This window comes from Actinoplanes sichuanensis (assembly GCF_033097365.1).
Lineage (GTDB): Bacteria > Actinomycetota > Actinomycetes > Mycobacteriales > Micromonosporaceae > Actinoplanes > Actinoplanes sichuanensis.
In genome coordinates this window covers 101,653-118,319 of record NZ_AP028461.1, presented here as the reverse complement: position 1 = coordinate 118,319, position 16,667 = coordinate 101,653, and the positions used below count along the sequence as shown (strand labels likewise).

Here is a 16,667-nt window from a genome sequence, read left to right as displayed (position 1 = left end):
CCCGCTGATCCTCCAGCGCGACGGGACATCCTGGACGCGTGTGCAGTTGCCGCCGATCGACTGGCACGGCCGGTTCGGTCTCGTCGCCGCCGACTCGCCGTCGAACGTCTGGGTCGTCGGCACCACGTCCGCCGACAGTCCCGAGAAGCAGGCGACACACCTCCTGCACTACGACGGGACCGCCTGGCGCGAGGTGCCGTTCCCGCAGGCCGAAGGTAAGGGCTTCACCCTGATCACCGGGCTGAGCGTCGCGGGTGGACACACCTGGGTGGTCGGCAACCGCCAGAGCGACGTGATCGTCGAGGAGTGGGACGGCCGGTCCTGGCGGTCACACCGGGCACCCACCGAATGCCGCACCGGCGGCGACTCCTTCGGCGGCATGCCGAACTTCTGCACCTTCACCGCGATCAAGGCGTTCGGCCCGAACGACGTCTGGGCCGCCGGCCACGGCGCCTGGAACGGTTTCAACGGCCCGCTGCTCTTCCATGGGAACGGCACGGCTCCCCACCACCCCGCGCTACGTGCGGGCGGTCATCCTCGAGTACGCACCCGCCGCGGCGCCACCCCAAGCACCTGAGCCGGTCCGGGAACGCGGCAGAATCGGCGCGTCATCGGTCTGGGAGGTGTTGTCGATGGAACATCCGGGTCCCTGGAACGAGGAGCAGTACTTCGCTCTCGGCTGGACGCCGAACCGAATCGAGTTGATCGACGGCGGACTGTGGGTTGGCCCGGCACCGAACAAACCTCATCAGGACATCTCCTTCCTCCTGATGGCCGGAATCCGCCCAGCGGCTCGGGCCGTCGGCCTGCGGGCGTACGAAGCGGCCAACGTCCGGCTCGGCACCGACCGAATCGTCATTCCCGACCTGGTAGTGGCCGACACGGACCCCAAGGGTGGCGTGATCGAGGCGTCCGAGGTCGCCTTGATCTGCGAGATCGTCTCACCGAGCAACGCCGCGAACGACCGGCTGCTCAAGATGCAGTTCTACGCCACCGCCCAGATCGGCTGGTATCTGCTGGTCGAGCCGGACCTCACTGATTTCGAGTCGGTGGCCTTGCGGCTGTTCCGCCTCGAGGGCCGGCACTACGTCGAGCACGCCATGGTGCCGTTCGGCGCCACCCTCACTCTCGACGTCCCGTTCCGCTGTGAGATCGACACGAGAGCGCTTCTCGACTGGTAGCGCAGCCCCGCCGCCAAGGCCGCACACCGGGATCAGGCCGGCGTTCGCACCGGCTCTGGGCGTAGGGCCAGTATCAGTGGGACCGTGAGCCAGGCGGTGGCGACGACCGCGCCCAGACCCCAGGTCAGGCTGGTCGCGTCGGCCAGGAAACCGATCGCGGGCGGGCCGACCAGCAGCCCGGTCGTGCTCATCGCGGCGGCGGCCGTCAGCGCGGCCGGGCCGTAGCGGGCGGCCGCCACATAAAGGCACGGGCTGACCGCGGCCATGCCCAGCCCCACGCACGCGAACCCGGCCAGCGCCGGAATCGCCCCGCCGGTGAGCAGGGCGGTGAGCAGGCCCGCCCCGGCCAGGGTGCTACCGGCGACGACCACCGCCTGGTCGCCCCAGCGGTCGCGCCAGCCGTCGGCGAACAGCCGGGCCAGCAGCATCGTCCCGGACGTGACCGCGATCCCCAGCGGCAGCAGGTTGTCGGCGGCGCCGACCGACGCGAGATACAGCGCCGACCAGTCGGTGATCGCGCCTTCGGTGATGGTGGCCAGCAGCATCGCCAGGCCGAGGAAGACGACGACCGCGGACGGCCGCGACCAGCGACGACCAGCCGGTTCCGGTACGGAATCGGAGCCCGACCCGGAGTCGGTGAGCAGTCCCGGAGCAGCCACCACCACCGCCGCGAGCAGCACCGCCCCGGCCACCGCGAAGTGCACGGCCACCGCATCGGTCACCGAGGTGATCACCGACGCCAGCAGCGCCGCGCCGAAGATGCCCCCGCTGAACGTGGCGTGCAGTCTCGCCATCCTGGTGCGCCCCGACCGGCTCTCCAGCTCCGCACCCTGGGCGTTCATCGCGACGTTCAGGCAGCCCACCGCCACCCCGTCGAGCAGCAGCACCACCAGCAGCCACGGATAGCCGGGCGCGAACTCCAGCCCGGCCAGTGCGGCGGCCAGCACCGGCACCGCGACGAGAGCGAGCCGCCGCGACCCGAACGCGGCCATCAGTTTCGGCACCAGCGGCGCCGAGACGACCGCACCGACCCCGGCCGCCAGCAGCAGCACACCCACCTCGGCGGCGGACAGGTGCAGCCGCTCGGTGATCGCCGGAATGCGCGACGCCCACGTCGAATACTGGAATCCGAGGGCGAGGAACAACGCGGCGATCGACAACCGCGAACGACCGAACGACATGCGGCTCCTATCCGATCGCGCGGGACATGTAGACGGCGCCCGGCCCGTACGACACAGGAAGTTCGGTGTCCCGGTGCGGCTGGAATCCGCACGCCGTCCAGAAACCGGCGGTCCCGCCGACCGAGACCAGCGAGATCCGCTGGTACGCCCGGGTGCGGCCGATGCCGATCAGATGTCCCACCAGACGTCGGCCCCAGCCGCAACCGCGCAGGCGCGGATCGATGACGATGTCGTGCAGATGCAGATTGGCCGAGTGCTGCACCGGGCCTTCCGGCCGGTGCAGATCCGGAGAAGATCCTCGGGGGTACGGCAGCGCCAGCAGATATCCGCCGACCCGCCCGCCGGTGTCGAGGACGAAGGACGTGTCCGGGTACGCCCGGGACCGTAACGCCGACTGTCCCTCGGTCAGGCCGTGCGGGTCGTAGGCGGACGCCTCCAGCCGGGTGATCGCCGCCCAGTCGGGTTCCTCGATCGGCCGCAGGCGCGCACCACCGGTGGCGGCCGGCGCGGACTCCCGATGGCGCAGGTCAGACATGCGTCGCGCGCGCGGCCGCGACGAGGCCCGCCCACTCGTCGATGAGGTCCGCGTAGTCCTCGATGTCGCGGCGGGCCTCGAACAGCAGCATGTCGCGCCGTTGCCCGATCAGGTCGGCCACCCCGGTGAAACGGCCACCGAGCTTGCGGTACGCCCGCTCCATCAGGTGCGCCTGCTCCTCGTTGGGTTCCCTGGGCTGCCAGGTCGACGCCCGTACGATCGCGGCGATGTCCTCGGGGTTGTCGGTGGTCATCCGCTCGTAGATGAAATGGAAGTAATACATCGACAGGATGAACTTGGCGAACCGCATCTGATAGGCCAGGAATCCGGCGTCGCTCTTGCGTTCGGCGGTGTGGAAATTGACGATGTGCCGGTTGTGCAGCAGCCCGGGGAGCCCGGCCCGGTCGGCGACGTGAATGAGGAAGTAGTCGCTGCCGATCGTGTCGGTGGCCGGTGGCAGCGGCACCTTCTCGTGCAGGCCGTGGAAGCTGATGTTGTGCATGTCGACGCGCATCGGGTCGACCACCGACAGCACCGTGTGGTCGCCGTCGAAGGGTGCGCTGCCGGTGAACGACTCCTCGACCAGGGCGCGTTTCTCGGTGTCGGTGCTGCCCGGCGCGGCCCAGAGGCTGACCAGGTCGTAGTAGCCGTCAGCGTCGCGGATGTCCTCGACGTCGACGCTCATGTCGCCGACGAACGACGCCCCGACCATGGCGACCGGCAGGTCCCGGCGGCTGTCGTCGAGCCGGTCCTCGGTGGCCCGCACGTCGCGGGCGGGTCGGCCGAGCGCGGACAGTTCGGCGTGGATCGGGAAGATCTTCTGGCCGGCGTACGTCTGGAAGTACAGGTCGGAGTCGCGCCGGTGCACGGACTCGCAGCCGAGGGCGGCCGCGATCAGGAAGGCCCGGTTGGTGCAGGCGCCGTAGGACGGTTTCGACGGCAGCAGCAGGTCGAGCATCCGGCCGGGTTCGGCCACACCGGCGCGGTCGACGACCCGGCTCAGGAACTCCCGCTGGCGCGCCTCGTCGAGGTGCCACCCGGTGCGGGCGTCGGCCAGGACCTTGGCGTGGCCGGTGCGGTCGGCCGAGGAGTCCAGCACCAGCAGGTGCACGTCGACGTCGAAGTGGTGTTCGGCGTACTCCGCCTCGGCCACCACTTCGGCGAGCGTGGCGGAGCACTCCCGGTTGGTCGGCACCACCAGACAGATCTGGCGTTTCACGCTGTGACACTCCCGAAACAGGCATCGACGGACAAGCCGCAACGAACCTAGTAGCCGATCTTGACGGCCACAAGCCCAGTTGTGAGGGAATGTCGGAAATCGCTGGTCGTCGCCGGTTCCGGAACTCGGGCCGGCTCAAGGCCGGCCCGGGTCACCGGGTCACGGCTTGGTGAGCAGACAGCCGGAGACCGTCAGGTCGATGGCGCGGCTGGAGTTGAGGCAGGTGGTGAACCAGTAGGTCTGCTGGCCGTAGCTGCGGCCCGACAGCACCGTCACGTTGCCGGCCGCGTCGACCTCGCACGGGTTGTTCAGCGTGCAGCGGCCGCCGGACTCGTTGCCGGTGTTGTTGATGCCGATCAGCTCACCGGTGACGGTGCTGACGATCGGCGAGCCGGAGGTGCCGCCGATGGTGTCGCAGCCGGCGTTGTAGCGGATCGAGTCCTTCCAGGTCCAGGTGTCCTCGCGCAGCGTGTTGACGAAACCGTCGATGCTGCAGTTCCAGACCCGCTTCCAGTAGCCGGAGGGGATGCCGATGCCGGTGCCGGCGGTCGGGTGCGCGGCCGAGATGGTCAGCGGGACCGCCCCGTACGACGAGGACAGCGCCCCGAACGTGGTGTTGAGCCGGTAGAGGGCGACGTCGTTGCCGGTCATCGTCGCGTAGATCACCCGGTTGGCGCGGACCCGGACCACCGAGCCGCCGGAGCTGTTGAGCAGCGTGCCGGTACGGGTGCTGGAGACGTTCTGGATGACCCGGCCGGCGGCGATGAACCCGCCCTCGTAGCAGTGCCCGTTGGTGAGCATCATCGCGCTGTCGGTGCTGACCGAGGAGGGGAACCGGACGAGCGACGCCGAGCAGTTGTTCAGCGCGATGGTGTTGGCCAGTGTGACCGCGACGGCGGTCGGGGCCGGGGCGGCCGCCTGGGCCGGGGCGGCCGGCCCGGACAGGACTCCGGCGAGAGCCGCGAGGGTGGTGGCACCGATGGCTAAGGCCCGTCGAAAACGCATGAAAGGTTCCCCTCACTGCGGGGCGGCAGCCCGTGTACGGCCCGCCGCCCAGATGGCGGCGAGGCATGACGGGTCGACGGCACGCCTACGCCGGATGTCTCTGGCGTAGGCACCGTCCCATCAGACATTTACATCTGTCAATAATTCAAAGAACCCCTGATACCGGCCTTATGGAACGGCCCCGATGGAACGGCTCAGCGCACCTTCTCCGCGCTGAACTGCATCCGCGGGCTCGCGTAGAACTCCTGCGCCTGCACCAGCCGCAGCTCACGCTCCCCGGACCGGAAGGTCAGATCGATCAGATCGAAGACACTCGAGGCGGTACGCTCCAGCGCCACCGCCGCATCCTTGGTGGCCGTGTAGTGCGCGGTGAACAGAGCCGCCGTGACATCCCCCGATCCGTTGGCCTTGAACGGCAGATGCGGGGTGTTCACGATCCACGCCCCGGCCGGGTCCACGACCAGCATCTCGATCGTGCCCTCCGCCCGATCCGGCCGCTCCACACTCGTGACCAGCACCGTCGACGGCCCCATGGCCCGGGCCAGGTCGGCCGACGCCAGCGTCGAATCGAGGTCGGCGGGCTCGGTGCCGGTCAGGAAGCCCAGCTCGAACTGGTTGGGAGTGATGATGTCGGCCACCGGAACCACCCGGTCGCGCAGCAGCACCGGGATCTCCGGCGCGACGAAGCACCCCGATTTCGCATTACCCATCACCGGATCACACGCATACAGCGCCGACGGATTGGCGGCCTTCACCCGGGCCACCGCGTCGATGATGACGTCGGCGATGCCCGCCCCACCCTGATAACCCGACAACACCGCGTCGACCTGCGGGAATACCCCACGCTCCTCGACACCGAGGAGGATCTCGGCCACCTCCGGCGGCGGGATGAGCGGGCCGCGCCACGCCCCGTACCCCGTGTGGTTGGAGAAGTTGACCGTGTAGACCGGGACGACCTCGACACCGATGCGCTGCAGCGGGAACACGGCCGCGGAGTTGCCGACATGCCCGTGGGCCACCGCCGACTGGATGGACAGAACCTTCATGGGCCAAGCGTCTCAAAGATCTTCGGATCTGTTCACTCAGGCCGTGGGAGAGCGACGAGGATCGCGATCCGGCGACGGGCGGGCCCGGCGTGGAGCCGGGCCCGCCCGAAGCGGTGACGAGAGCGTCAGCGTCGCAGGGTCAGCAGACCCGGCCGGTACGGCAGCCGGCCGTAGTCGCCGCCGGAGCTCGGCGACCGACCCTGGTAGAGCAGCTGGAGGTTGCACGGGTCGACGGTCATGGTCTGGTCGGCGCCGGTACGGATGAGTTCGCCGTGGCTGATGTCGTTCGTCCAGGTGGCGCCGCTGTTGGCCTTGCCCGCGAACGGGTTGCCCTCGGTGGCGGCCTGGGGTGTCCAGGTGCCGCCGAGGCTGGTGGCGGTGAAGGACCGGAAGTACCTTCCGTTCGCGCCGACCGCTTCGACGATCATCAGGTACTGGCTCCGGCCGGCCACCTTGTAGACCTGGACCGCTTCGAACAGGTTGTTCTTGGTGTCGCTCAGCACGACCGTGGAGGCGGTGCCGAAGCTGCCGGGGAAGTTGCCGATCGGCATGCTCGCGCGGTAGATCTTGCCGTTGTCACCGGCGAAGAACAGGTACATGTTCGACCCGTCGCCGATCACGGCCTGGTCGATCGGACCGGTGTCGGAGCCGGAGATGCTCCCGGAGAACAGGGTCTGCGCGGCCGACCAGCCGTTGGCGTTGGTCGGGTCGCTGGAGGTGCGGTAGGAGAACGCCGGCCCGCCCCACTGGTAGGCGAGCACCCACACGCTCTTCGGCGCGAAGTAGAACAACGACGGCGCGACGGCCGAGAAGTTCATCCCGTTCTGACCGGCCGAGCCCATGTCGGACCAGTTGGTGAACGGGCTGAAGTTCATCGAGCCCCAGGACGAGCCGTTGTCGTGGGTGGTCGCGTAGACCAGCTGCCGCCCGTTGTACGGCGCGTGCGTGAAGTCCTTCAACGACGCCCAGCCGGACTTCGGGTCGGCCAGCACCCCGGTCGACGACCACCGGTAACTCGACGGGAGCGCGCAGCCCCCGGGATCGGGCGAGCCCGCCGGACTGGTGGGGGTGGTCGCGCCGACCCGGACGAGCTGCCACTGCTGATTGGCGCCGTTCCAGTCGCTGTACTGCACGACGTTCGCCCCGTCGGCGGTCGACGCGCCCTGCACCTCGACGGCCTTCCCACTGTTCCGGTTGATCAGCTGGATGTAGCCGTCGACGTCCTGAACGCTGAACTGCTGACTGGTGGCATTGCCGTCGGTGAACTGCACGATGGCGCCGCCGTCGGCCGTCGACCGGTTCTGCACGTCCAGGACCTTGCCGGAGTGCTTCGACGTGAGCCGGTAGAAGCCGCCACCGGCGTCGGTGAACTGCCACTGCTGCTGCGCCTGGTCGTTACGCGTCCACTGCGCGATCCGGGCGTTGTCGCCGGTGGCCAGGTTGTAGACGTCCAGCGCCTTGCCACTGGTCCGGTTGACCAGCACGTACGAGGCGCTGGTGTCGATGGTGGCGGCGGAGGCCGTCGAGGCGGTCACGGCGACGGCACCGCCGGCGGCCAGCACGACCATCGCGGCGAGAGCGCCACGCCAGGGTTTGCGGCGCGGGGAACGGGATTCCATGTCGGTCTCCTTCACGAGCGAGGGGTACGCGGTCAGCCGACCCGGGCGAGCTGCCACTGCTGGTTGGCGCCGTTCCAGTCGGCGTACTGCACGACGTTGGCCCCGTCGGTGGTGGCCGCGCCCTGCACCTCGACGGCCTTGCCGCTGTTGCGGTTGATCAGCTGGACGTAACCGTCGATGTTCTGGATGCTGAACTGCTGGCCGGCGGCGTCGGCGTCGGTCGACTGCACGATGACGCCACCGTCGGCCGTCGACCGGTTCTGCACGTCGAGCACCTTGCCCGAGTGCTTCGACTTGAGCCGGTAGAAGCCGTTGCCGGAGGACACGAACTGCCACTGCTGCTGGGCCTGGTCGTTACGGGTCCACTGGGCGATCCGGGCGCCGTCGCTGGTGGCCAGGTTGTAGACGTCCAACGCCTTGCCACTGGTCCGATTCACCAGGACGTACCAGGCATTGGTGTCGATCCCGGTGGACGGTGCCGTCGTGCCCGTACCGCCGCCGCTGCCGTTGAGGGTGTTCAGCACCGCGGTGTAGGCGGCCTTCTTGTTGCCGGAGGCGTCGAACAGCAGCGGGTTGGTGCCGGTGCGCCACGAGTCGCTGTCGCGGATGCCCCACACCGTGATGCCGGTGCAGCGCGACACCGCGAGGCAGGCCTTGGTGACGGCGGTGTACGCGGCGGTCTGGTTGTTGCCGGCGATGTCCAGCTCGGTGATCTGCACGTCGACGCCGAGGTCCGCGAACCGCTGCAGGTTGGCCTGGTAGTCGGCGGGCGCGTTGTCGGTCAGGTGCGACTGGAAGCCGACGCAGTCGATCGGCACGCCCCGGGCCTTGAAGTCCTTGACCATGGTGTAGACGGCGGTGCTCTTCGCGTTGACGCCGTCGGTGTTGTAGTCGTTGTAGCAGAGCTTGGCGCCCGGATCGGCGGCCCGCGCCGCCTTGAACGCGGCCTCGATCCAGTCGTTGCCGGTGCGCTGCAGGCTGGAGTCGCGCCGTGAGCCGCGGCCGTCGTCGGCGAACGCCTCGTTCACCACGTCCCACGAATGGATCTTGCCTTTGTAGTGGGTGGCGACCTGGGTGATGTGGTTGAGCATCGCCGAGCGCAGCGTGCTGCCGGACAGCGCCTGCGCCCAGCCCGGCATCTGCGAGTGCCAGGCCAGCGCGTGCCCACGGACCTTCTGCCCGTTCGCCTGCGCCTGGTTGAGGATCCGGTCGCCGGCGGTGTAGCTGAAGACGCCGCGGGACGGCTCGGTGGCGTCCCACTTCATCTCGTTCTCGGCGGTGACCGAGGTGAACTCCCGTTTCAGGATCGTGGTGTAGGTGCTGTCGCCGAGTTTCGACGCGGCGATCGCGGCGCCGAAGTAGCGGTTCCTGGCCGCGGCCGAGGCGCCCAGTGTGGTCGCCGCCTCGGAGGTGTCGGCGAAGACGAGCGCCGCGCCCGCGGCGACGGCCGCGGTCACCAGGACGGGCAGGAGCGTACGCAATCGGCGTGAACGGCTCGGTGTGGTCATGACGAGGTGCCTTTCGGGGATGATGTGCCCGCGGCCGGCGGCGGCGGGCGACCGGCGCCGTTCGGGGCGGCGGCCGGCAGTCCACCATCAGTGGACTGAATGCGGCGAGAATTGCTCGCCGACAAATTCTTGGGAACGTCCCCAAGGTGCCGACACATGATTGCAGAGCAATTCCGCGGCCTCAAGCCGGGGCGGAGAATTATCTCCAGCACCCCTTTGAACTGCGATAATGCAGCCAGACCAGGAGACATGCCGAGAAATAACAACTTGCCATCCAGGGGTTCTTTAATTCTTTCTCAAGCGCCGTCGGCCGATCGGAATCCACCTGAATAAACGGACGGACGACACCGGATGACCAGCCGGACCCATGGCACGTAACGCTTTTCCACCGTCGGCGAACTCAGATTGTTGAAATTCGAACTGTCCGCCGCAAAGAGCACTGGACCGGCCGGGATCGTGATCAAGAGGCATTAGGGTGGTCCCGCTATGAGGGCACCCGACACCAACCTGGCCACCACGGTCACCGCCGCACAGCACGGGGACCGCCGCGCGCTCACCGAGCTCGTCTCCTCGTACCTGCCGCTGGTCCGCAACGTCGTCGGCCGTGCCGTGGACAACAGCGCCGACGTCGACGACATCGTGCAGGACACCATGGTCCGGGCGGTCCGCGACCTGCCGTCGCTGCGCAGCCCCGGCAGCTTCCCGACCTGGCTGACGTCGATCGCGATCCGCCAGGTCGGCACCTATCGGACCCGACAGGAGTCCAGGGCCGGCCGCACCACGGTCCTCGAGGACGCCATCGGCCACCCGGACCCCGACGGCGACCCGGAAGGCGCGGGTCTGCTGCGCGCCGAACTGAGCACCCAGCGCCGGGAGGTCGCGCGGGCCGGCCGGTGGCTCGACCCGGACGACCGGATCCTGCTCTCGCTCTGGTGGCAGGAGGTCGCCGGGATCATGACCCGGGCCGAGATCTCCGCGGCCCTGGACCTCAGCGTCGCCCACACCGGCGTCCGCATCCAGCGCATGCGGGAACAGCTGGACGCGGCCCGCACCGTGGTCGCGGCCCTCGCCTCCGGCGACTGCCCGGAGCTGGCCGCCCAGACCGCCGGATGGGACGGCCGGCCGGACCGGGTGTGGCGCAAACGTCTGGCCCGGCACGTGCGGGCCTGCCCGGTGTGCGCCCCGTCGGCACAGCGGCACATGCCGGTCGAGCGCCTGCTCGCCGGTCTGCCGGCTCTCGCGGTCCCGGCCGGTCTCGCCGACCTGGTCCTCGCCAAGACCGCGCCGGTGGCACTGTCCGGCCCGGTCGCCGCCGGTCTCAAGACCGGCGTGGTGAAACTGCTGTCCGCCCATCCGCTCGTCGCCGCCGTGGCCAGCGCCACGGTGGCGGTCGGGGTGGCGGCCCCGATCGTCCTGCACGACGGACCGCCGGAGGCGCCACGGACGTTCGCCGCCCCACAGAACACGACAGTGTCCTCGGCGCCGGCCGGCACCCCGCCCGCCTCCCCGTCGGCGGCGACGATCCGGCCCGGGCGCCTGTCGCTGGAGTTGGCCGGCGGCGGCCACCTCACCGCCCGGGACGACGACGTGGCGGCGATCGCCCCGGTCGGCGGCGACGACCGCAGTCGACGCCGGGCCACCTTCGTCGCCGTCGCCGGCCTGGCCGACCCGGACTGCTTCTCGTTCCGGACCCTCGACGGGCGGTATCTGCGGCACTACGACCTGCTGGCCTACGCCAACGCCCCGGACGGGACGAAGGTCTTCCCGGAAGACGCGACCTATTGCGCGCTGCCGGGCGCGACCCCCGACGCCGTGATCCTGCAATCGCACAACTACCCGCTGCTCTGCCTGCGGTGGACCGGTACACGACTACGCATCGGCTACAACGACGGAAGCGCGAAGTTCCGCACCGACAGCAGCTTCCGGATCCGGCCCCCACTGGCCGGCTGACAGCCCGCCCGCCGGCCGGGCCACACTCGGTACAGTGCTTTCGATAAAGCGCTTCGGAGCAGGTCGGGGCGGCACACCGGAATGGGGCGGACGTGGCGGCGGATCATCGGGTCACCATCTACGAGGTCGCCGACCGCGCCCAGGTGAGTATCTCGACGGTCTCCAACGTACTCAACAAGCCGGACCGGGTCAGCCCCGCGACACGCGCCCGGGTGCTGGCGGCGGCCGACGAGCTCGGGTTCGTGCCCAAGGCGCAGGCGGTCAGCCTGGCCCGGCGCGCGGCCGGCCGGATCGGCGTGATGGCCCCGTTCACCTCGTACGGGTCGTACCTGCGCCGGCTGTCCGGGGTGCTGACGGCGGCGAGTGAGCTGGAGATCGACGTCGTGGTCTTCGACCATGAGTCGGCCGCCCTGGCGTCGTCACCGGTGCTGGCCAGCATGCCCCTGCACGGCCGGCTGGACGGCCTGATCGTGATGGGCCTGCGCATCGAGGACGCCATCGCGGACCGACTCCGTGAGCGGAGTCTGCCGACGGTGGCCGTCGACGCGGACAGTTCGCTGTTCAGCCGGGTCGTGATCGACGACAACGACGGCGGCGGTCTGGCCGCCACCCACCTGCGTGACCGTGGGCATCGCCGGGTCGGCTACCTGCTGGAGCGGCAGGTGTCCGACTACGAGTCCCAGGCGATCCGGCGGCTGTCCGGTTTCCGGCAGGTGATCGAGGCCGCCGGCGGTGAGGTACTCGTCGCGACCAGCGACAACTCCGTCGATGCGGCTCGGCGCGCCGCTGCGGACCTGCTCGATGTGCCGGACCGGCCGACCGCCGTCATGGCCCACCACGACACGCTCGCGGTGGGGGTCCTGCTGGCCGCCCGCGATCGAGGACTGCGGGTGCCGGCCGACGTCGCCGTGATGGGGTTCGACGACGGCGAGACCGCGACGGCGGCCGATCTGACGACCGTCCGGCAGCCGTTCGAGGAGTCGGGCGGCATCGCCCTGTCGGTGCTGCTGGGCCACGTCGACGGTACGCGCCCGCGCTCCACCACCGTGCTCGACGTACGTCTGGTGCAGCGGTCCACGACCTGAGATGCGCCTTGCACGAGGCGTCTCTGAGCTGCTGACCGAGCTATAAAAGTGCTTTTATAGAAACGCTTGACACATCTGGCCGCGATGCGGTTTCGTGCTCGTTAACGAACGCGGGACGGCCCACCGACCCCCGATCCGCCGCGCCGCTCAGCCCCGGTGGCAGCCACACACCGGCCGGGACGAAATACCGATAACCACGTCATCGCACGACCGGCGGTGATCTCCTCACCACCGGAAGTTCTGCGATCCTGGAGGCCCGACATGGCTCACGGAACCACCAGCCGACCACTACTCGCCGCGATAACCCTCACCACGTTCCTCGCCACCGCCGCGTGCAGCGCCCCCGGCAGTGACGCGAGCACTCCCGGCACCAGCGCCGCACCCGCCACCACCGCGACCTGCGGCACCGCGCCGATCAGCCTCAAGGCGTACTTCGAGACCGGCTTCCCGCTGCCGAAGAGCCTGGCCGACGAGTTCACCCGGCAGTACCCCAACGTCACCTGGGACATCCGCGAGGACCAGTTCGCGGTGATCACCCAGAACGCACCGCGGGTGCTGGCCGACGACCCACCGGACCTGATGCGCCTGCCGCAGGTCTCCGAACTCGTCAAGGACGGCCTGCTGAAGAACCTCGACGGGTACGCCCAGACGCTCGGCTGGACCGGCTGGCCCGCCTCCCAGCTGCAGCAGATGCGGGTGGGCACCGACGGCGAGCGCGGCGACGGCCCGCTCTACGCGATGGGCCTCAACTTCAGCATGACCGGCGTCTTCTACAACAAGAAGCTCGCCGAACAGATCGGCATGACGCAGCCGCCGGCCACCCTGGCCGAGTTCGACACCATCCTGCAGAAGGCCAAGGACGCCGGCATCACCCCGATCAACCAGTTCAACGGCGGCGCCACCGGTGGCCTGGCCTTCCCCCTGCAGAACCTGATGGCGGCGTACGGCGACGCCGGCGCGATCAACGACTGGATCTTCCAGCGGGCCGGGGCGACCATCGACACGCCGACGAACCTGCAGGCCACCCAGCATCTGGAAAAGTGGATCAAGTCGGGCTTCCTCGCCCCGGACATCAACTCCCAGGACTACGCCACGATGATGAGCCGCTTCATCGAGGGCAAGAACCTGTTCATCTTCGACGGCGACTGGGAGTCGGGCAACCTCGACAAGCAGATGGCCGGCAACGTCGGCTTCTTCCTGATGCCCCCGGCCCAGGCGGGCGGCAAGCAGGCCGCGATGTCCGCCCCACTCACCTACGGCATCGGCAGCAAGGCCAAGAACGCCGACTGCGCGGTCTTCTTCCTCAACTGGGTCGCCACCGATCAGAAGGCCCGCGAGATCGCGGTCACGGTCGGCGGCTCGCACCCGATGGGTCCGGCCGACGCCTACATGCCGGCCGTCAAGGAGGGCAGCGTCACCGCCGCCACCCTGGCCGCCGGCGCCGTGATCGGCAAGGACAACGGCGCGATGGACTTCATCGCCAACGCCACCGGCGCCATCTACGCCAAGAGCTGGACGCCCCAACTGCAGAAGCTCGCGGCCGGCCAGCAGACGCCGGAAGCCCTGCTCGACGAGGTGCAGAAGGACTACCAAGCCCAGGTCAAGAACTGATGTCGGCACCGGTCGAGGGGCGGCGCGCACGGCGTGCGCGCCGCCCCCGGGCGATCTGGCTGGGCTGGCTGTTCGCCGCGCCGGCCGTCATCATGTACGCGACGTTCGTCCTCCGCCCGTTGCTGCTGACCGTCCAGTACTCGCTGTACGACTGGAACGGCATCGGCGCCTCGACGTGGGTCGGCCTGGACAACTACCGGAGACTGCTGACCGACGAGGACCTGTTCTCCTCGATCCTGCACGCCTTCGAGCTGATCATCTTCTTCAGCGGCATCCCGGTGGTTCTCGGCCTGTTCGTGGCCGCCACCATCCGCGACATCGCGCAGAGCCGCCTGGCCGTGATCGCCCGGACCGTGCTGTTCCTGCCGCAGGTCATCCCCCTGGTCGCCGCCGGCATCATGTGGAGCTGGCTGCTGTCCACCACCGGAACGGCCAACGAACTGCTGTCCGCTGTCGGTCTGGGCGACCTCACCCGCGCCTGGCTAGGCGACTTCGACACCGCGTTGCCCGCCGTCGGCGTCATCGGCGCCTGGGTCCTCGTCGGCCTCTGCACGCTGCTGCTCCTGGCCGGCATGAGCAAGATCGACCCATCGCTGTACGAGGCCGCCCGGCTCGACGGCGCCGGCCCGATCCGGGAATTCCTGTCGATCACCCTGCCCAGCCTCCGGCAGGAGATCGGGGTCTGCGTCACGGTGACCGTGATCGCGGCCCTGGCCAGCTTCGACATCGTCTACATCGCCACCCAGGGCGGCCCCGGCAACACCACCATGGTCCCCGGCCTGGAGATCTACTACCTGGCCTTCTCCGAACGCGAGGTCGGCATGGCCTCGGCCCTGGCCGTCGCCCTCATCGTCCTCGTCCTGGCCTGTGTCCTGCCCATCCAGCGCTTCACCCGGGACGGTTCCCGATGACCACCACGCTGCGTGAGAACCTCACCGGGCGGATCCTGCTCGTCCTGCTGATGGCCATCACGATCATGCCGTTCGGCAGCCTCTTCGTCACTGCATTGCACCCCTCCGGCACCTACCCCTCCGGGCTGTCCTGGCCGGCCGATCCGCAGTGGGGCAACTTCCTCGACGCCTTCCAGGCCGCCGACATGGGCGCTCTGCTGCACTCCAGCGTGCTCATCGTGGTCGGCGTCGTACCCGCCTCGCTGCTGTTCGGCACCATGGCCGGCTTCGCCTTCGGCCACCTGCGGATGCCCGGCCACCGCGCCGGTTTCCTGATCTTCGTGCTCGGCCTGACCCTGCCCTTCGAGGGGATCATCACCCCGCTCTACTACCAGATCCGCGACATGGGCCTGCTCAACACGCGATGGGCGATCATCCTGCCGCTGATCGGCCTGTTCATGCCCTTCTCCGTGCTGTGGATGCGAGCGCACTTCGTCACCATGCCCGCTGACCTCTCCGAGGCGGCCCGGGTCGACGGCGCCGGCACCTGGCAGCTGTTCCGCCGGGTGCACGTCCCGCTGGCCATGCCCGCGCTCTCGTCCCTGGCGATCCTGCTGTTCCTCTGGACGTGGAACCAGTTCCTGCTGGCCATCGTGCTCGTCGACGACCCGGCGAAACGCACGATGGCCGGCGCCCTCGGCGCCTTCCAGGGACAGTGGGGCACCGACATCCCCCTGCTGTGCGCCGGCGCCCTGCTGATCCTGGTGCCGACCCTCACCGTGTTCCTCGTCTTCCAGCGCCGTTTTGTGGCGGCGCTGCTCCAAGGTTCGATCAAGGGCTGAGACATGAACCCACCACAAATGATCGCCTTCACCGACGACGAACGCCGCCACTTCCTGCGCTACACCCGTACCCCGCAGTGGCCGATGCTCCAGCGGTTCCCGATCGACGAGGACGGCCACCTCGGACTGCTCGCCGGAATGCTGGCCAGCAGTCCGGACACCATCCGGTCGATGATCCGTGCGATGCGCGACGAGACCCGGGCCACGGCCGCGCGGATGCTCGCCGACGACCACTACCGCGACGCCGTCACCGATCTGCCGTTCCGGCCGGACGACCGGGTCGTCGCCGTCGGCGACTCGATCACCGCCGACCGCCTCGGCTGGTTCGAGCTGCTCACCGCCTCGGTCGACCCGGCTCTGGTCACCCTGGTCAATCTCGGCGTCAGCGGTGACACCACGGCGAACGTCCTCGAACGTTTCGACACCCTGGAGGCCGCCGAGCCCAGCCACGTGTTGCTGATGATCGGCACCAACGACGCCCGGGTCCACGGCCGGGCCCTGTCCTATCGGATGGCCACCGTCGCGGAGACCGAACGCAACCTCCGGGCACTGACCGACCTCATCACCCGCCAGCTCGGCGCCTCGATCACGGTCATCACGCCACCCGCCGTCGACCAGGCCCGCATCGACGCCTCCTTCGAGGCCGCGCCCGTCACCTGGACCGCCGAGGCGGTGGCCGAGATCGCCGAGGTGGTCCGCAAGGTCGTGCCGGACGCCATCGACCTGCACGAGGCCACCCGCAACCGAACCCTGGCGGGTTTCCTGGAGCCCGACGGTGTTCATCCGACACCCCAGGGCCACCAGCTCATCCTGCGTCAGGTGCTCCGCCACCTGGACCGCACCGGATGAGCCGCGCCCGCCCCGGTCGCAGGCCCTCCGGCCGGGGCGGGCAACGCGACTGCACCCGACGGGACTCCGAACGCACCGCGTCAAACGCGCGGCGGACGTGACCGGATGTCGAACAGAGGTGTCGGACATCTCTGGAGAAACGTCGA

15 protein-coding genes are annotated in these 16,667 nt (G+C 69.3%); 8 read left to right on the top strand and 7 right to left on the bottom strand.

The annotated features are described in order from the left end of the window. Positions 1-40 precede the first annotated feature (40 nt). Together Q0Z83_RS00535 and Q0Z83_RS00530 are read left to right on the top strand one after the other, a co-directional pair. Positions 41-577: a hypothetical protein gene (locus Q0Z83_RS00535; RefSeq protein ID WP_317791756.1), complete on the top strand. Its 537-nt coding sequence runs from the start codon at positions 41-43 to the stop codon at positions 575-577. 55 nt (positions 578-632) lie between these two features. Beyond that, a complete protein-coding gene (locus tag Q0Z83_RS00530) occupies positions 633-1,181 on the top strand; it encodes a Uma2 family endonuclease (protein WP_317791755.1) in 549 nt (182 codons plus the stop codon). A gap of 32 nt (positions 1,182-1,213) precedes the next feature. Here the strand turns inward: Q0Z83_RS00530 and Q0Z83_RS00525 are convergent, their stop codons facing one another. From Q0Z83_RS00525 to Q0Z83_RS00495, 7 genes are all read right to left on the bottom strand, one after another. Then, entirely contained in the window at positions 1,214-2,362 is a 1,149-nt protein-coding gene (locus Q0Z83_RS00525; RefSeq protein ID WP_317791754.1) for an MFS transporter, read from the bottom strand. A gap of 7 nt (positions 2,363-2,369) precedes the next feature. Beyond that, the gene (locus tag Q0Z83_RS00520) at positions 2,370-2,897 is read right to left on the bottom strand and encodes a GNAT family N-acetyltransferase (protein WP_317791753.1); all 528 of its coding nucleotides are present in this window, start codon (positions 2,895-2,897) and stop codon (positions 2,370-2,372) included. After that, the gene (locus Q0Z83_RS00515) at positions 2,890-4,116 is read right to left on the bottom strand and encodes a DUF6271 family protein (protein ID WP_317791752.1); all 1,227 of its coding nucleotides are present in this window, start codon (positions 4,114-4,116) and stop codon (positions 2,890-2,892) included. Before Q0Z83_RS00515 ends, Q0Z83_RS00520 begins: the two co-directional genes overlap by 8 nt. A gap of 159 nt (positions 4,117-4,275) precedes the next feature. Then, the gene (locus tag Q0Z83_RS00510) at positions 4,276-5,121 is read right to left on the bottom strand and encodes a S1 family peptidase (RefSeq protein WP_317791751.1); all 846 of its coding nucleotides are present in this window, start codon (positions 5,119-5,121) and stop codon (positions 4,276-4,278) included. 194 nt (positions 5,122-5,315) lie between these two features. Beyond that, complete coding sequence (gene pdxY / locus Q0Z83_RS00505; protein ID WP_317791750.1) at positions 5,316-6,167, bottom strand: pyridoxal kinase PdxY; 852 nt, start codon at positions 6,165-6,167, stop codon at positions 5,316-5,318. A 125-nt stretch (positions 6,168-6,292) separates the two neighbouring features. Then, a complete protein-coding gene (locus Q0Z83_RS00500; protein WP_378078159.1) occupies positions 6,293-7,786 on the bottom strand; it encodes a non-reducing end alpha-L-arabinofuranosidase family hydrolase in 1,494 nt (497 codons plus the stop codon). A gap of 32 nt (positions 7,787-7,818) precedes the next feature. Then, positions 7,819-9,294, bottom strand: coding sequence for an endo-1,4-beta-xylanase (locus Q0Z83_RS00495; protein ID WP_317791749.1), 1,476 nt, complete (start codon positions 9,292-9,294; stop codon positions 7,819-7,821). Positions 9,295-9,780: 486 nt separating this feature from the next. Between Q0Z83_RS00495 and Q0Z83_RS00490 the strand changes: the two genes are divergently transcribed. From Q0Z83_RS00490 to Q0Z83_RS00465, 6 genes are all read left to right on the top strand, one after another. Then, a complete protein-coding gene (locus Q0Z83_RS00490; protein WP_317791748.1) occupies positions 9,781-11,244 on the top strand; it encodes a sigma-70 family RNA polymerase sigma factor in 1,464 nt (487 codons plus the stop codon). A 92-nt stretch (positions 11,245-11,336) separates the two neighbouring features. Further along, the gene (locus Q0Z83_RS00485; protein WP_317791747.1) at positions 11,337-12,329 is read left to right on the top strand and encodes a LacI family DNA-binding transcriptional regulator; all 993 of its coding nucleotides are present in this window, start codon (positions 11,337-11,339) and stop codon (positions 12,327-12,329) included. A gap of 261 nt (positions 12,330-12,590) precedes the next feature. Beyond that, entirely contained in the window at positions 12,591-13,940 is a 1,350-nt protein-coding gene (locus Q0Z83_RS00480) for an ABC transporter substrate-binding protein (protein ID WP_317791746.1), read from the top strand. Next, a complete protein-coding gene (locus Q0Z83_RS00475; protein ID WP_317791745.1) occupies positions 13,940-14,851 on the top strand; it encodes a carbohydrate ABC transporter permease in 912 nt (303 codons plus the stop codon). Before Q0Z83_RS00480 ends, Q0Z83_RS00475 begins: the two co-directional genes overlap by 1 nt. Beyond that, positions 14,848-15,672, top strand: a complete 825-nt coding sequence (locus Q0Z83_RS00470; RefSeq protein ID WP_317791744.1) for a carbohydrate ABC transporter permease — start codon at positions 14,848-14,850, stop codon at positions 15,670-15,672. Before Q0Z83_RS00475 ends, Q0Z83_RS00470 begins: the two co-directional genes overlap by 4 nt. Before the next feature lie 3 nt (positions 15,673-15,675). After that, positions 15,676-16,521 (top strand): SGNH/GDSL hydrolase family protein, encoded by an 846-nt coding sequence (locus Q0Z83_RS00465; protein WP_317791743.1) that lies wholly within the window; start codon positions 15,676-15,678, stop codon positions 16,519-16,521. Positions 16,522-16,667 lie beyond the last annotated feature (146 nt).

What these genes read in the sequence shown, in the direction of transcription:
- Q0Z83_RS00530 (WP_317791755.1), top strand. Translation starts at nt 633, where the DNA reads ATGGAACATCCGGGTCCCTGGAACGAGGAGCAGTACTTCGCTCTCGGC.
- Q0Z83_RS00525 (WP_317791754.1), bottom strand. Translation starts at nt 2,362, where the DNA reads ATGTCGTTCGGTCGTTCGCGGTTGTCGATCGCCGCGTTGTTCCTCGCC.
- Q0Z83_RS00520 (WP_317791753.1), bottom strand. Translation starts at nt 2,897, where the DNA reads ATGTCTGACCTGCGCCATCGGGAGTCCGCGCCGGCCGCCACCGGTGGT.
- Q0Z83_RS00510 (WP_317791751.1), bottom strand. Translation starts at nt 5,121, where the DNA reads ATGCGTTTTCGACGGGCCTTAGCCATCGGTGCCACCACCCTCGCGGCT.
- pdxY (WP_317791750.1), bottom strand. Translation starts at nt 6,167, where the DNA reads ATGAAGGTTCTGTCCATCCAGTCGGCGGTGGCCCACGGGCATGTCGGC.
- Q0Z83_RS00500 (WP_378078159.1), bottom strand. Translation starts at nt 7,786, where the DNA reads ATGGAATCCCGTTCCCCGCGCCGCAAACCCTGGCGTGGCGCTCTCGCC.
- Q0Z83_RS00495 (WP_317791749.1), bottom strand. Translation starts at nt 9,294, where the DNA reads ATGACCACACCGAGCCGTTCACGCCGATTGCGTACGCTCCTGCCCGTC.
- Q0Z83_RS00490 (WP_317791748.1), top strand. Translation starts at nt 9,781, where the DNA reads ATGAGGGCACCCGACACCAACCTGGCCACCACGGTCACCGCCGCACAG.
- Q0Z83_RS00480 (WP_317791746.1), top strand. Translation starts at nt 12,591, where the DNA reads ATGGCTCACGGAACCACCAGCCGACCACTACTCGCCGCGATAACCCTC.
- Q0Z83_RS00475 (WP_317791745.1), top strand. Translation starts at nt 13,940, where the DNA reads ATGTCGGCACCGGTCGAGGGGCGGCGCGCACGGCGTGCGCGCCGCCCC.
- Q0Z83_RS00470 (WP_317791744.1), top strand. Translation starts at nt 14,848, where the DNA reads ATGACCACCACGCTGCGTGAGAACCTCACCGGGCGGATCCTGCTCGTC.
- Q0Z83_RS00465 (WP_317791743.1), top strand. Translation starts at nt 15,676, where the DNA reads ATGAACCCACCACAAATGATCGCCTTCACCGACGACGAACGCCGCCAC.